Genomic DNA, 14,277 nt, shown 5'->3' on the forward strand with positions numbered 1-14,277 from the left:
GGCTTTAATCTCAAAGCTGCTTTACTTATCAAAATGAATAAACCAAAAGCAGGTTATTCTCTGATAAAAAACCGCTGGGGTGGAGCGTGCATTAAGAAATTCTGATGCGAAATATTCCATGCATATGCCCCCGCATGGGAGAATACCAAGTAATCACCCACTGCAAGCTGCTCTACATATTGCTGCGTCGCCAACACATCTTTTGGGGTGCACAACTGCCCAACCATGGTGACTAATTCCGACTTGAGGTTAGCCGTGGTAATCTTAGTTTCAGCTTGTTCCAACTCGATGCCAATGTCTTTTGCTGCTAACACAAAAAAGGGGTGGTCGTGAGCTTGCGCCGCAGGCGTTCTAAAGTGATGAGTGCCACCATGACCGATGGCAAACCATTGACCATGATTTTTTTTAATATCCAGTACCTGCATAACATAGTACCCCATCGCCGCCGTCACAAATCGACCACACTCGAAGCGAATATTCACCGCTTCCATCTGGTTTTGCTTAATTAAAGTCCCCAGCTCCGTACAAAAACATGCCCAGTCGAATACCTGCTGCGGATCGCTATAGTTAACCCCCACACCGCCCCCGACATTTAGCATCGGCAGATTCAAACTGTATTTCTGGCACCAGTTTTTAAAAGTTGAAAAATACAGCTTCATTAGCGCAAGGTGACGCTCAGCATCGAGCTGATGCGACATCAAATGAAAATGAAAACCTATCAGTTCCACCAGCGGATTACCTGCTACCGTGGGTATATCTCTCACCATGGTAATTGCCGTATCGAGTTCACAAGCATCAATACCAAAAGGAGTTGGCTTGCCTCCCATCGTCAGCCGCGTTTCGGCTATCCCCTCCAAGGAGATATTCATCCGCAATAGAATGCGGCAATGACGCTGTTTCTGTATGCATAACGCGGTGATCCGCTGTAGTTCAGTTAAGCTTTCCACATGGATAGCATCCACATTGAGATCAATCGCTTGTGATAACTCAGAGACTAACTTTCCGGGTCCACCAAAGATCAATGGTACTTGTGGTTGGCATTGGTGGATCCAGTTAAGTTCACCTCCTGAAGCGGCTTCAACGCCATCAACTATCGGCGCTAATACCTGTAGCACTTCGGCTTCAGGGTTAGCCTTAGCAGCATAATACAGCTCACAGTTACTCGGCAGCGCGGCCATCATTGCACTTGCATGATTTTTTAGCTGCTCAAGATCATAAATATAGGCACACAGTGGCGCTTGTGGATCTTGCTCCGAGGCCAAATTGGCAATGGCATTAGCAATTTTTTGCATCATAAACTCCCAAGAGCATCGACATCACTCACAAGGGGTGTGTAAGTGGCTAATGGTTGATTGTTTTTAAATCCACGCTGATCTTGTAAATCACTAAGAGGATTCGCCAGTTGGGTATAACTCGACAACCGATCAGATTTTTTAAACAAGCGGGTGCTCAAATTATTCTTCGATGGAATACTCTCTCCCTGAAGGAATCCTGCAAGCTCTGGTTGCTGCCCCTCTACCTGTTGCCATTGCTCGACAACACGGGCTGCGATTAGCCAAAGCTCTGTTTCTAACACCTGATCGCCAGCGGCTAAATGGAACATCGCCTCGCTGACATTATTAATCAGGCTGCAATAAGCCACTCTATTCCACCCCTGTTCTCGGCTATAGTAAACCGAGTTCATCGCCTCCTCTGATAACTCACTTAATAGCTGTTGCGGCCAGAATTCTGGCAGTAACTTCGTCCCCTCTAGATCCCTCAACCAGATATAGGCCGGCAGATCATTTTCAAATCCAATAACGGTATTTTGAAGGTGTGGCTCAAACGCAACCCCACGTTTAAAAAAGAAGTGGAATACTGCAGGCAACAGAAGTTGCACATAAGCCGCAAACCATTGGCTGGCTGTCTGCTGGTAACTTTGCTGGCGACGCTTTGCTATTGCGCGAAGTCTAGCCTCACAAACACTATTGCCTTGGTGATCCCAGCCAAATAACGCTCCGGCAACTTCAGGTTGATACAGCTCTAGTTGCGCCAACGGTATCCCCTCACGGTATAGAATACCGAAACACTCAGATACCATCTGACTTTGAGAGGAAGCGGAAGATTGCTCCCCCTCTAAGCGACTAAGATCGAGTGTGCTAGCAGCTGGTTCCGCCATCAAAGAGAAGTGTGGGTAATGCTGCTGAACATCACTGGCAACCGCCATTAACACTCGACTCAAGGCCACTGCGCTTTCAAGCTCATACCAGGCATTTTTACGCACACAGTTAGTCAAACGAACATGAATAGAGAACTTAATGAACTGATTGATATCGGCTGAATAGGTGGTTCTTACCGAAGACGTTGGGTATATATCGCTGCCCATTTGCCCCATGGGTTCAATTAATCCTAATGCTATTGCTTGCTGCACCAGAGGTTGCGCTAGAATTGTTTTCACCTCCCAAGGGTGACAGGGATAGAGGTTAGCGTTATCGGGTTTAAGCTTATTGATCCAATCCATGGGTTGCACAGCAGTACAGTGCATCTGCCTAATCAGGCTAGGGTCGACTTTAAACCAGTAGAGCGGAAAATTCGCTTTAATTTCAGGGGAACAGGCCAACATATCGTCAAACGACACCCCGTGGCGACTCTTAGGGCTAGGGTGCATAGCATGGCCCCAAATTAGGCTCTGCTCTGAGTTAATTAAACTCATCGCCGCACTGTCGCTCCCCATGCTTGAGCCTGAAAATACTTTGCTATCCAACCGCTGCAAGAATGCCTGAGTCACAGCAATACTATTGTCTATTTGAGCCAGTAACTCATCATTAAACGCAGTATTCGTTAGCTTAGACAGATGTTGCAGCAACAACTTAATGAGCTGTTCTGCACTATATAACTGCCAAACTGAAGCAGACTTTTTAACGTAAAGTTGACTTGAAAAACGCACACGTCCTAACAAACTGACTCTATCAGCCACTAATAACAATATCGCAGCTGACTCAGGTAACTTAATACGTATTTTTTGCTGGCCTTGCGTTAAGCGTTGCGACAACGATAGCGGACAATCAGGCTGATTGTCGTTAAAGTTGACCTGTTTCCGCACGATGGCGAACTCTCTCAAATAACAATTAAGCAAACAACCTATCGCATTGGATTCGGCTTGGTCTCGATAAACCTCTACTCCATATTGGTTGCTAACTTGTCGAGCCTTACTCTTTGATTGGATCAACATCCTGTTCTACCTCCTTGTAAAAAAGCACTAACCCGACTAACGCACAGCCGCAACTTAATGCAGCCAGCAAGAAGGGGAAATTTAATCCTGTGACTTGAATTGCACTACTGGCACAAATACCCGCTGCGACGCCGGCCCACTTCCCCCAAGCATCGAACCTTCCGAAAGATAAACCCGCATCACGCTGCTGAATTTGACGACTCACAATCAGATGTAAACCATTGAATATCAGCAACATTCCAAAACCAAACAACACTCTAAAAATCAATAACCCCACGCTATTAACCAGTAAAAACTGCCCAACACATGCAAGACATAATAATGAAAACCCTATTTGCGATTGCAACTTTGCAGGCATAGATAGCGATTTGATATTAAAAGAAAACAATAAGTACACTAGGTGTGGCAGGCTGTAGTAAAAACCGCTTAAGGCATCCGAATTGACACCGAGCTGTTCGCTGTAGGGCAAGAAGTAAGGAAAGGTAACCACCATAGAAAAGCAGAAGAAGAATTGTAGCCAAAGCACCTGCGAAAAACCTGGGGTTGTAGCCTCATTCACCGCCACGGATTGACGAGCAACAGAGCTTATTTTCACGCTACCTTCAGCGTTATCACGTGGCAAGAATAGGCATAGACCAAACGCCATCAGCGGCAGTAATGCTAACAATCGATAAAGTGTTAAAGGGTCATCAATATGGGAGAAAAAACCCAAAATGACAGGCGCACTGACTAAGGCCAGTCGCGCCGAACTTTGCGTTAGATTTAAGTTACTAGCTAATGCCTTTCCTTGGTAAAAACGACTCAAATAGGCGTTGGATGCGGCCATGGTGCCACCGCAAACTCCTTGTACCATCAAACCTAAAGCGAACATGGGCACTGAATCTGCAAAACCAGACAGAAGAAATCCTAACCCTAAGCCGAATTGCGCTCTCAGCAATGAGGTCTTCTTGCCATATTTATCGGCAAAACGTCCCCACCACGGCGCAGAAAAAGCAGTACATAGCGTTGGTACAATGAACATTAACCCGATGAGGTAGTCGGATTCACTGCCGCCTAAACTTACCATCATTCTAGGTAAAAATAGTGGCATGCCTAACGCGGTAAATGCCGCTAAAAAATGACAAAATAGCACCACTGCAATCACTCTCATGCCATTACCTCGCTATCGGCTATCTCTTTATCTGGCATATCTTTGACCGCGATCTCTTTGACAAGGAGTGCTTCCGTTGCAGGTTCGCAAAATGCCGCCAGTAAAAAATTAGGCGCGCTTTGGCCGTAAAACTTATTCACGTCAGTGGCACCTGAATCCGCTTTACTGAGCAAGCTGCCGGAGCTGAGTAGGTATTTAACCGGTAAATAGGGCTGGCTTAATAAGTAGTGACGCGCATAGTCTGTCTCAACGCCGTCCTGCTGCAATGCATCCAGTTCACCGACTAAATGACTCCTCAGTTGATAATACAACTCCGGTACTGGAGCCATCCCGTTTGTTGCCATTGCTTCGATGATGGCTGCGATATCAAGCTGCAAGGTGATGGTGGTGAACATCTGCGCCAACGCTTCATCGTCAGCGACAAAAATTCTTTGATCGATAAGCTTATCCACTCTATGTTGCGCCAACTCGGCAGCAGATAAACTCGCCTCATAACGGTTCACCAGCAGCCTTGCTGAATCGTTGTCTTTCATGACTAAAGACAAACGTTCACCATCTTTGTAAGCAAGAATGGCATTTTGTTGATTAGACTCTAGCGCTACACCGTACTTGAGCCAAAGACGCAGATGCACCTTTAACATAAGATCCAGATACTCACCGAACCAGCGCTGCCACTGTCCCTGATAGTATTGATCGACTAAATGTTGCAAATACAGACGGCCATCAGGCATTGGGCTAGCCAATGCCGCCACTGGAACCAGCTGCTTACATTGCATATTCGCAGAGTAGCCGCGAACGATATAAGCAAAAAGCTTACTATCACCAAGGTGCCCGCCATGTTGCTCATCGACATGCTCTATGCGGGTCGCCAATACCTTGTCCCGCTTAGCAAGCATCGACAACATCCGCTCAAACCAATGACCGTCGTACAAGGTGCTGGGCTTAATTGAACGAATATTTTTGGCTCCCAACGTGGCCATCAATAGTGGAACTTTAATGTGCAAGCTTGGAAAGTCAGCTAATGCCAAGGTGCGAACAGAGAGACTCGCTTGTACGGTTAATGCCGTTTTGGGAGCGATAACAACGCCTTCGGGCAGACACTCTAAACTCTTCGCCGTTAAAGGGTGCACTGGAAATAACTTATGCGTCACAGCCAAAAACTCTTCAAGTCCAACATCACTCATACTTGGCCAGCATGTTGGCACGACTGAGGTCAGAGTCACCAAATTGGCTGGAGCAGCACACCAATTAAGCTCAAATTTAGCCGCAAACTCAGGGGCATATAATGCTAATGCATCAGTATCAAAGCCAACTTTTGCCCGTGCTGTAGGGTAATAAGGGTGATCCAAGTAGGAGGCAATTTGGTCGCTAAACATCAGGCTTTGATGCCAACTTTCAAGTTCACCAAACGGAGCAGCTAACTCACTCCGCTTGGCGTTATATACCTGTTTACAGCTGACATGATGCGTCGTAGCGCAATCGGCTTCTTGAATGTAATTTAGAAATAACCTCTTAGATCCAGGCGGTAACTTAGTTGAAAGTACAGTAAGCCAAGCTTTGTAACCCTGACCATAGAGAATGGCTTCTTTATTGCTCACATCATGACTTATCCAAGCGTCAGATTCGGCTCGCCATGACTGCATGTAATGACTCGCAGCAATTGGCACATACATAATTTGCGAGCTCAGATGGCTCACCTTCAACCATGACTCAGGAATCGCACCACGCCAATGTCGCATTAATTCCTGCGGTAATGAGCTAATGACTTCCCCTTTTGTGACCAGTTCACAGACATTCTCTCTGAGGCATGCATCAATAATACGCTGGCTTATATACTGTTTAGCAGTAGACATTAACTCAACTCCCACAGTAGCTCTTGCGAGATGATATCGGCTTTAGCATCAAGCTTTGCAGCATCTGAGCCTATCAGGGTAAGTTCGCCTAGATAGTCCTTATTTGAATGATTGATGTGTATGTTATCGCCAACGGATTTAAGCGGTTGGAACCTAAGTTGATGACCTTGGTTCTCTATCGAAAAAGCGGCAGGACAAGTATTAATATGCCCCTCTTCGCTAGCTGGGAAATAGCGGATTAATGCCGCTGATGTTTGCGTATCAAGTATCGGTAAACGTTTACCTGAATGCAGTAACAGGATAGCTTCAAACCAGTCAAAACTGAGCAACTCATTCAGCAAGAATTCGCGACCATCACCAATACTGCGATAGTTAATTTCCACCAGCACCGGGCCGTTTTTCGTTAAGATAAACTCGCTATGGCATACGCCGAAATTCACTCCAAATGCAGCAACCTGTGCCAACGCGATCTCACGTTGCTGTAGACTGACAGCGCCATTCCAACAAGCCTGAGTTTCAACAAAGTAGGGAAGTGGAGACAAGGAAACATCAAAACCACCAATAGCGCATAATTGCTTGCCATCACCTAGGGTTTCTAAGGTAAATAGTGGCCCTTCTAAATAAGACTCGAGTAAAAATACATTATCTGGTCGACCTAAGCTGGCTGCATAATCATCCAGTTCCTCAGCACTATTGCACAAGGCGACATCCATGCTTGCCACGCCAGACCGCGGTTTAACCACGATAGGGAATGGTATGTTATCAGGCAATTCATCGCACATTGCCCAACTTAAAGACCAAGTATTCGGTAGCTCAGCCTGTAACAGCTTGGTCCGCATGGCAGCCTTATTTTTTGCTTGATAGCACAAGCGCCAATCCTTTGCTGGACACGAAAAGTAGTCAGCAACAAGCGCTGTTGCAGCTTGTAAATGGTCGCTATTTGAAAACACAATATCCGGGGTAATATCAAGATTATGCAGCTGCTCAATCACAGCTAATGGATTAAAAACATCACATTCAACAATATGATTAGGGCAAGCTTCCCGATCTGAAAAGTATTGTTTATGGGCTAGCTTATGATCTGTTAACAGCCATATTTCATAGCCTAGCCTATTCGCCGCGGGCACAAACCCCTCCACCACAGCCCGATTTTCAACATGTGTAATGAGCACTAATTTAGGCATCATAAGAATCCTTTCTTCCTAATAAATAGCTGAATGATTATCAAGTTCAAGCAATAACCGCGACATAGAAACACTTAAAACACCAAATGTAAATGATAATTATTACCATTTAGTGCTTTTGCAAAAATAAGGAATTTAAAATAAACAATTCATGCAAACGACTGATTTACTTAGATATCAAATTGTAAAGATTCTAAGCAACAAACCAAAAATCCAACTTAGATAGACAAATAACTTGACCTTTAACCGCAAATGAGAACAATTGGCATCCTCATTTGTATTTAAGGAAGAGTACAATGCCATTCTCCAATGTGCTGAAATCAAAGCTTGCGAAACAAGATGCTATCTATGGGATCTTAAACTCCGTTCCCTCACCCGTTATTTGCGAAATGTTTGCTTATGCAGGTTTTGATTTTGCTATTCTCGACACCGAACATGTACTAATTTCAGATGAAACGCTGGCACATTGTATTCGTGCAGCAGACTGCTCAGGTCTACCTCTCTTAGTAAGAGTTGCTGACGATAATCCACTTACAATAGCGAAAGTATTAGATGCTGGTGCAGCGGGCATTGTTGTGTCACGAGTATCCAGCCTGGCGATGGCTAAAAATGTAATTAAAGCTAGCAAGTACCCACCAATAGGCACCCGTGGAATAACCGGTGGCCGCAATACGGGTTTCGGCACCCTAGCGCTGCAGAACTATATTGACCAAGCCAATGATGAAACCTTTGTTTGCCTTATGATCGAAGACGCCGATGGTATGGCATCCCTGCCTGAAATCGTTGCTTTAGATCATGTCGATATGATCCTAGAGGGTGCCTTAGATCTGAGCCTATCTCTTGGCTATGGCACCCAAGTCACTCACCCAGACGTCCAAGCACAAATCCACAAAATGGCGCAAATTTGCAATGAAAATAATATGCCTTTCTGTGCAATTCCAAGAACAGCTCAGCAGCTAGCTAGCTGGCATAAAAAAGGCACTCAGGCATTTTTACTCGGCGAAGATCGAGGAATGATTTTTAAACACTTTAAACAACAGCTCGAAACACTTAAAAATACAAAATAAATCGTAGGGACACTTATGTTAAACCGTAAAAAATTATTCAACTTGAGCACGATTGCAGTCGCGATCTCAAGCAGCTTGTATTGCTCAACAGTCTTTGCTGAGGCAAGTGAACAAAAACCCGAAGTCATAGTTGTTACGGGTAGTTTACTTGGTGATTCAGAGGTCGCAGATCTCAAAACCTACACAGGTAACCGCTCTATCATCACTCAAGAGCAACTAGAGCGTACCGCGGTACGTTCAATTGATACCGCTCTGCAGCAAGTACCAGGCATAAAAATTAAAGATGAAAGTGGCACTGGCGTGCTACCCAATATTTCTGTGCGTGGCTTAGATAGCAGTCGTAGTGGCTATGCGCAGATCTTACTCGATGGCATTCCAATGACTCTTGCTCCGTACGGGCATACAGGACAGTCGCTGTTTCCGGCGACGCTATTTATGATAGATAGGATCGATGTCGCTCGTGGTGGAGCCTCTATTCAGTATGGCCCAAACAATGTCGGTGGTGTGATTAATTTGGTATCCAAGCCCATCTCCGAGGATTGGGAAACCAATCTCAACGAGCGCATCACCTTTTTCGGCGATAGCCGCAACCTGTATGACACTAATATCAGTACCGGCGGCGCCGTTAACGATGATTTTTCGATGCGTTTGGATGGCAACTTTATCAAGGGTGAGTCTTTTAGAGATCACTCTGATACTGACGTGACCAACGTCATGCTAAAAACAGTTTGGAATATTGACGAACAAAATAGCCTCGATGCTACGCTGCAATATTACGATGCTTTCTCCGAACTTCCCGGCGCTCTAAACTCAGCGGCATACGATGAAGACCGCAATCAGTCATTACGTCCTAATGATGAGTTTAAAGCAGATACCAAACGCGTTTCAGTTAACTACAACCACGTACTTGATGACTCAAAAACCATTGACTACGGTGAACTCGATCTAATCGTGTTTGGCAATAAAAGTAAGCGCAATTTTCAATGGGATTTCTATAACAAGAATAGCGACACCGACGGCAACCTAGGTTCACATTGGGCCGACACCACTCAAGACGCAACACATTTACGCAACTCACCCCGTGAGTTTGCCGTTTTCGGCATAGAGCCCAAAGCCAGCCTACTGCTTGATGGCGATATTTCCCAGCACATCATCGCAGGCGTTCGTTATGTCAATGAAGATATTAGCTACCAACTGAACCAAATTGACAAAACGACCCAAGTCGCTGTCCGGCCCCGTGACTGGCAGATGGACACTAACGCGATGGCATATTACATCAGCGATAAGATTGGCTTTCTTGACGATAGGCTGTCAGTTACACCGGGGATCCGCTATGAAGATGTACGCATGACGTTCACCAACGTCGGACAAGACTACAGCCAAGACAACCACGTACAAGAGTGGCTACCGGGTATTACCGTCGGCTATGAGTTCACCGACACTTGGTTTGGTTATGCCAATGCACAGCGCTCACTGCGTACCCCACAAATTTCACAACTGTGGCCTAAAGGGCAAACACTGGAATCAGAGTTATCATGGAACTATGAAGCAGGTGTACGCTTTACGCCAACAGAGCGCAGTAACCTGAACTTAGCAGCTTACCGAATCGACTTTGAAAACAAAGCAGAGTACAGCCGAGATATCAGCATGTTTATCAATATCGGTAAAACGCAAAACCAAGGTATTGAGCTAGAGGGCACCTACTCGCCAATGTCGGTGCCAGATTTGACGTTAACAGGTGCTTATAACTACCTAGATACTGAGCAACTCGAAGGGGAGTATGCGGGAAATCAATTACCTTTCGCTTCAAAGCATCAGCTTTCAGTTAGCGCTCTTTACAGCGTTAAAGATATTGATTTGGGACTAATGGCTTTCTATTACAGCGAATCATTTGCCGATTTGGCCAACAGTGTTGAGGAAAACATATCTGGCACAGCCGGTGAAATACCAGAATATACCGTGGTTAACTTCAATATTGGAACAGAGCTATTTAAACAGAACAATCGAGGCTTAAAACTAGGCTTATCAGTTAATAACCTGTTTGATAATGAGTACTTCTTTAGAGGGTTGGATGTATCACCTGCAGGTAAGGTTCCAGCACCAGGCCGCTCATTTAGCTTAGATATAGGCTATACGTTCTAAATTAGCTTTCTAAAATAACAGTAAAAAATAGGGCTTCGTCATGCGAAGCCTTATTTTTAATTAAAACTAAACCGCTTGCCCTGCAGCCACGCCTGAGCTCCAAGCCCACTGGAAATTAAAGCCCCCTAGCCAACCACTTACATCCATCACTTCACCGACAAAAAATAGACCAGTGACTGATTTTGCCTCCATAGTTTTAGACGACAGTTCATCGGTATCAACACCACCTAAGGTCACTTCTGCGGTGCGATAACCCTCTGTACCATTCATCACTATGCTCCAAGCTTCTAGATCAACAGCAAGTTGCTCTCGCTCTGCATGGACTAACTGATTAAGAGCCTTATTGAGTAGAGTCTCTTCAAATAGGACTTCGACTAATCGCTTTGGCAGCCACAATGAAAGCGCATTTCGCAAACTTTGCTTGGGGCTGTTATTTAGCTGCTGCTCAATCTCGACTCTGGCGTCTTTACCGGGTAACAAGTTAATGCTTATCGCCTCACCTGGGTTCCAATAGTTAGAGATCTGCAAAATTGCGGGGCCTGATAGGCCACGATGAGTAAACAGCAGTGCTTCGCTAAATTGAGTGCCGTCTTTAGCGGTAATGGTGCTTGGGACGGCAATACCCGACAGTGGCTCAAAGCGTTGCTTCTGGTCGCTATGCCAAGTAAAAGGCACGAGGCCGGCGTGAGTTGGCAACACTTTAAGGCCGAACTGTTCGGCGACATGGTAGCCGTAAGGTGATGCGCCCAACTTTGGCATCGATAGTCCGCCAGTCGCAATAACAAGAGACTGGCAAGTGAACTGCGCTTTATCCGTATGCACTTCAAACTGACCATCTGAATTTTTAGTCACTTGGCGAATTTCAGTTCGTAACTTAACGGCAGCTCCCGCCCACTCGCATTCGGTGAGTAACATGCTAACGATCTCTTTAGCTGAGTCATTGCAAAATAGCTGACCATGATCGCGCTCGTGGTATTCAATGCCGTGGCGCTCAACTAACTCTATAAAGTCACTTGATCGGTAACGTGCTAATGCTGACTTTACAAAATGGCTGTTACTGCATAGGAAGTTAGCAGGTTCTACTTTCTGATTAGTGAAGTTACAGCGACCACCACCACTGATAAGAATTTTTTTACCCGCTTGTTTGGCATTATCGAGTACTAGCACATCACGACCACGGTAGCCCGCTGTTGCAGCGCACATCAGCCCTGCAGCTCCAGCTCCGATAATAATTACGTCATGATGTTCCACTCGCTTACTCCTAAGTATTTTTGTTTACTGCGCTGTACCAGTACTTTTCGCTAGGCACAAAAAAGGGCGCTATTTTAGCACCCTTATTTATATTTGTACCATCACCATATTAATGGCAATAGCTAGCAGGTTTTATTCTGCCGATGTTTCGGACTTCTTATCACGACTTAACAACTCTTTAGCTGCGTCATGAGGTGCTTTGCCTTGATACAATACTTGGTAAACCTGCTCAGTGATCGGCATTTCAACGCCTAAACGTTTTGCGAGCGTGTAAACCTCTTTAGTATTGCGGTAACCTTCGACAACTTGGCCTATCTCCACTTGCGCAGCTTCAACATCACAGCCCTTGCCAAGCGCCAAACCGAAGCGACGGTTACGGGATTGATTGTCGGTACAAGTCAGCACTAAATCGCCTAAACCTGCCATCCCCATAAAGGTCGATGCTTGTGCACCCATCGCTTCACCGAGACGTGTTAATTCAACTAAACCCCGGGTGATTAATGCAGTACGCGCATTAGCACCAAAGCCGATACCATCAGATAGACCGGCGCCGATAGCAATAACATTCTTAACCGCACCACCTAATTGGAGGCCGATAAAGTCATCGTTGGCGTAAACGCGTAAGCGCTTAGGGCTATGTAACAATTCAACTAAATCATTAGTAAATTGCGGATCAGTACCTGCAATAGAGATAGCCGTTGGCATGCCAGCAGCAAGCTCTTTAGCAAACGTAGGGCCAGATAGAACTGCAAGAGGAAAATCGTCGCCGAGTACTTCTCGCGCCACATCTTGTATCAGTCGACCCGTTTCAGGCTCAAGGCCCTTCGTCGCCCACACAATACGTGCATCTTTGCGTAAAAGTGGCTTAGCTTGCGCTACCACCAATCCAAATACGTGGCTAGGTACAACAACTAATACGTTGTTGGAAGCAGCAAGTGCTGTGGCTAGATCTGATTCAGGGATAAGTAAATCTGGAAGCGGAATACCGGGTAAGAACTCTTGATTACACTTGTCGTTCTTTAGGTTTTCTATATGCTCTGGTTCATGTCCCCAAAGCAGGGTTCTGTGGCCATTACTCGCTAGAGAAATGGCAAGGGCGGTGCCATAAGAGCCCGCCCCCAGTACCGTAATATCGGCAGTATTTTCCATGCGATTAAGCGTTAGCTTCTTCTGCAGGCGCATCAGCGGCAGCAGCTTGACGCTGTTGAACGTACTGAGCGAATAGCGCGTCGAAGTTAACTGGAGCAAGGTTTAGTTGTGGGAAAGTACCACGGCTAACTAGGCTACCAATTGCTTCACGAGCATATGGGAAAAGAACGTTAGGGCAGTATGCACCTAAAGAGTGAGCTAGTTGCTGTTCAGTAAGACCAGTAATCGCGAAGATACCAGCTTGTTGAACTTCACAAAGAAACGCTGTTTCTTCACCGTTCTTAGCTGTCACTGTTAGAGAAAGCACAACTTCATATACGTCATCAGACAATTTATTGCTGCGAGTATCAAGGTCTAGCTTAACTTCTGGAGTCCACTCTTTCTGAAAAACAGCTGGGCTGTTTGGCGTTTCAAAAGAGATATCTTTTGTGTAAACACGTTGGATATTGAATTGCGGTGCTTGTTCTTCGTTGTTAGCTACTTCAGCCATAATTTCCTACCTTAAATGTTTAATGAGGCTACTTCAAAAGAGCCAGTCTCAGGGTTTTTGCCTTCATGGGTAACAACCCAATCAGCTGTCCCAGTATTTGATTTATTTAGTCAACAGACGCTTTTTTGGAGGGGTATCCCTCAATTCAATGCCGGTAACCATTAATGCTAAGCCGTGACACTTTAATCAATTACTTAACAATAATGCAATGGCTACACCGACACTTCTATCTTTTGCTTTTTGAAACAGGCAAGTTACTTGACTGCCATTCACCCATACCACCTTTCAAATTATTCACGTTTTCAAAACCATGCTTAACCATCAGTTGGGCCGCTTGAGACGAAGTCATGCCAGCGTTGCATACCATTATAATGGGACTGCCTTTTGAGTTTTCAAGGGCGCCAAGCTGATTATTTTTTATCTCAGCTAGCGGAAGGTTAACAGCGCCAACGATATGGCCCTTCTTAAATTCCTCTTTTCCGCGCACATCAACCACTTTTGCTTCTTGCTTGTTCATCAGCAAAGTGGCTTCTTGATGATTAACGTTTTTAACTTTTGATACGCTAGACTTAAACACCATAACGATAAGACCGACGAACAAACCAACCCAAGCCAGACTTAACATTGGGTTAGCTTTAAAAAATTCCATATATTCTTGCATGCTTTACTGCCTACTTTTAATTGGCCCAAATATAATGAGGGCACAGAGTATACCATTGCGCTGGCAGAATACAGAATGTTAGTCACGTAACGCACACGACAACAGGCTTTGAATCACAA

The 14,277-nt window shown here is 45.3% G+C and carries 11 protein-coding genes; 2 read left to right on the forward strand and 9 right to left on the reverse strand.

The features are described 5' to 3' along the window. Window positions 1-53: 53 nt before the first annotated feature. Genes JK628_RS22760 through JK628_RS22780 form a run of 5 tightly spaced genes read right to left on the reverse strand, consistent with a single transcriptional unit; the run spans window position 54 to window position 7,401 of the window. The gene (locus JK628_RS22760; protein WP_202287177.1) at window positions 54-1,295 is read right to left on the reverse strand and encodes a type III PLP-dependent enzyme; all 1,242 of its coding nucleotides are present in this window, start codon (window positions 1,293-1,295) and stop codon (window positions 54-56) included. After that, window positions 1,292-3,211, reverse strand: a complete 1,920-nt coding sequence (locus tag JK628_RS22765) for an IucA/IucC family protein (RefSeq protein WP_202287178.1) — start codon at window positions 3,209-3,211, stop codon at window positions 1,292-1,294. The genes JK628_RS22760 and JK628_RS22765 overlap by 4 nt, the downstream gene beginning before the upstream one ends. Beyond that, window positions 3,189-4,361 (reverse strand): MFS transporter, encoded by a 1,173-nt coding sequence (locus JK628_RS22770; RefSeq protein WP_202287180.1) that lies wholly within the window; start codon window positions 4,359-4,361, stop codon window positions 3,189-3,191. Before JK628_RS22770 ends, JK628_RS22765 begins: the two co-directional genes overlap by 23 nt. Further along, entirely contained in the window at window positions 4,358-6,214 is a 1,857-nt protein-coding gene (locus tag JK628_RS22775) for an IucA/IucC family protein (protein ID WP_202287182.1), read from the reverse strand. The genes JK628_RS22770 and JK628_RS22775 overlap by 4 nt, the downstream gene beginning before the upstream one ends. Then, window positions 6,214-7,401: an ATP-grasp domain-containing protein gene (locus JK628_RS22780; RefSeq protein WP_202287184.1), complete on the reverse strand. Its 1,188-nt coding sequence runs from the start codon at window positions 7,399-7,401 to the stop codon at window positions 6,214-6,216. Before JK628_RS22780 ends, JK628_RS22775 begins: the two co-directional genes overlap by 1 nt. 293 nt (window positions 7,402-7,694) lie before the next feature. Here JK628_RS22780 and JK628_RS22785 point away from each other — a divergent pair, with 293 nt between their 5' ends. Then, entirely contained in the window at window positions 7,695-8,465 is a 771-nt protein-coding gene (locus JK628_RS22785) for an HpcH/HpaI aldolase family protein (protein WP_202287185.1), read from the forward strand. Window positions 8,466-8,480: 15 nt separating this feature from the next. Continuing rightward, window positions 8,481-10,607 carry a TonB-dependent receptor family protein gene (locus JK628_RS22790; RefSeq protein ID WP_202287187.1) on the forward strand — a complete coding sequence of 709 codons (2,127 nt, stop codon included), beginning with the start codon at window positions 8,481-8,483 and terminating at the stop codon, window positions 10,605-10,607. A gap of 66 nt (window positions 10,608-10,673) precedes the next feature. Here JK628_RS22790 and JK628_RS22795 read toward each other — a convergent pair whose 3' ends face one another. The 4 genes from JK628_RS22795 to JK628_RS22810 form a co-directional block, all read right to left on the reverse strand. Beyond that, window positions 10,674-11,858: an NAD(P)/FAD-dependent oxidoreductase gene (locus JK628_RS22795; protein WP_202287189.1), complete on the reverse strand. Its 1,185-nt coding sequence runs from the start codon at window positions 11,856-11,858 to the stop codon at window positions 10,674-10,676. A gap of 132 nt (window positions 11,859-11,990) precedes the next feature. Next, complete coding sequence (gpsA, locus tag JK628_RS22800) at window positions 11,991-13,007, reverse strand: NAD(P)H-dependent glycerol-3-phosphate dehydrogenase (RefSeq protein WP_202289934.1); 1,017 nt, start codon at window positions 13,005-13,007, stop codon at window positions 11,991-11,993. Between the two features lie 4 nt (window positions 13,008-13,011). Next, window positions 13,012-13,497, reverse strand: a complete 486-nt coding sequence (secB, locus tag JK628_RS22805) for a protein-export chaperone SecB (protein ID WP_202287191.1) — start codon at window positions 13,495-13,497, stop codon at window positions 13,012-13,014. A gap of 226 nt (window positions 13,498-13,723) precedes the next feature. Beyond that, window positions 13,724-14,158, reverse strand: a complete 435-nt coding sequence (locus JK628_RS22810; RefSeq protein ID WP_202287193.1) for a rhodanese-like domain-containing protein — start codon at window positions 14,156-14,158, stop codon at window positions 13,724-13,726. Window positions 14,159-14,277: the final 119 nt, after the last annotated feature.

Origin of the sequence: Shewanella sp. KX20019 (assembly GCF_016757755.1) — a bacterium.
Lineage (GTDB): Bacteria > Pseudomonadota > Gammaproteobacteria > Enterobacterales > Shewanellaceae > Shewanella.

What these genes read in the sequence shown, in the direction of transcription:
- JK628_RS22780 (WP_202287184.1), bottom strand. Translation starts at nt 7,401, where the DNA reads ATGATGCCTAAATTAGTGCTCATTACACATGTTGAAAATCGGGCTGTG.
- JK628_RS22810 (WP_202287193.1), bottom strand. Translation starts at nt 14,158, where the DNA reads ATGCAAGAATATATGGAATTTTTTAAAGCTAACCCAATGTTAAGTCTG.
- secB (WP_202287191.1), bottom strand. Translation starts at nt 13,497, where the DNA reads ATGGCTGAAGTAGCTAACAACGAAGAACAAGCACCGCAATTCAATATC.
- gpsA (WP_202289934.1), bottom strand. Translation starts at nt 13,007, where the DNA reads ATGGAAAATACTGCCGATATTACGGTACTGGGGGCGGGCTCTTATGGC.
- JK628_RS22770 (WP_202287180.1), bottom strand. Translation starts at nt 4,361, where the DNA reads ATGAGAGTGATTGCAGTGGTGCTATTTTGTCATTTTTTAGCGGCATTT.
- JK628_RS22775 (WP_202287182.1), bottom strand. Translation starts at nt 6,214, where the DNA reads ATGTCTACTGCTAAACAGTATATAAGCCAGCGTATTATTGATGCATGC.
- JK628_RS22785 (WP_202287185.1), top strand. Translation starts at nt 7,695, where the DNA reads ATGCCATTCTCCAATGTGCTGAAATCAAAGCTTGCGAAACAAGATGCT.
- JK628_RS22765 (WP_202287178.1), bottom strand. Translation starts at nt 3,211, where the DNA reads ATGTTGATCCAATCAAAGAGTAAGGCTCGACAAGTTAGCAACCAATAT.
- JK628_RS22760 (WP_202287177.1), bottom strand. Translation starts at nt 1,295, where the DNA reads ATGATGCAAAAAATTGCTAATGCCATTGCCAATTTGGCCTCGGAGCAA.
- JK628_RS22790 (WP_202287187.1), top strand. Translation starts at nt 8,481, where the DNA reads ATGTTAAACCGTAAAAAATTATTCAACTTGAGCACGATTGCAGTCGCG.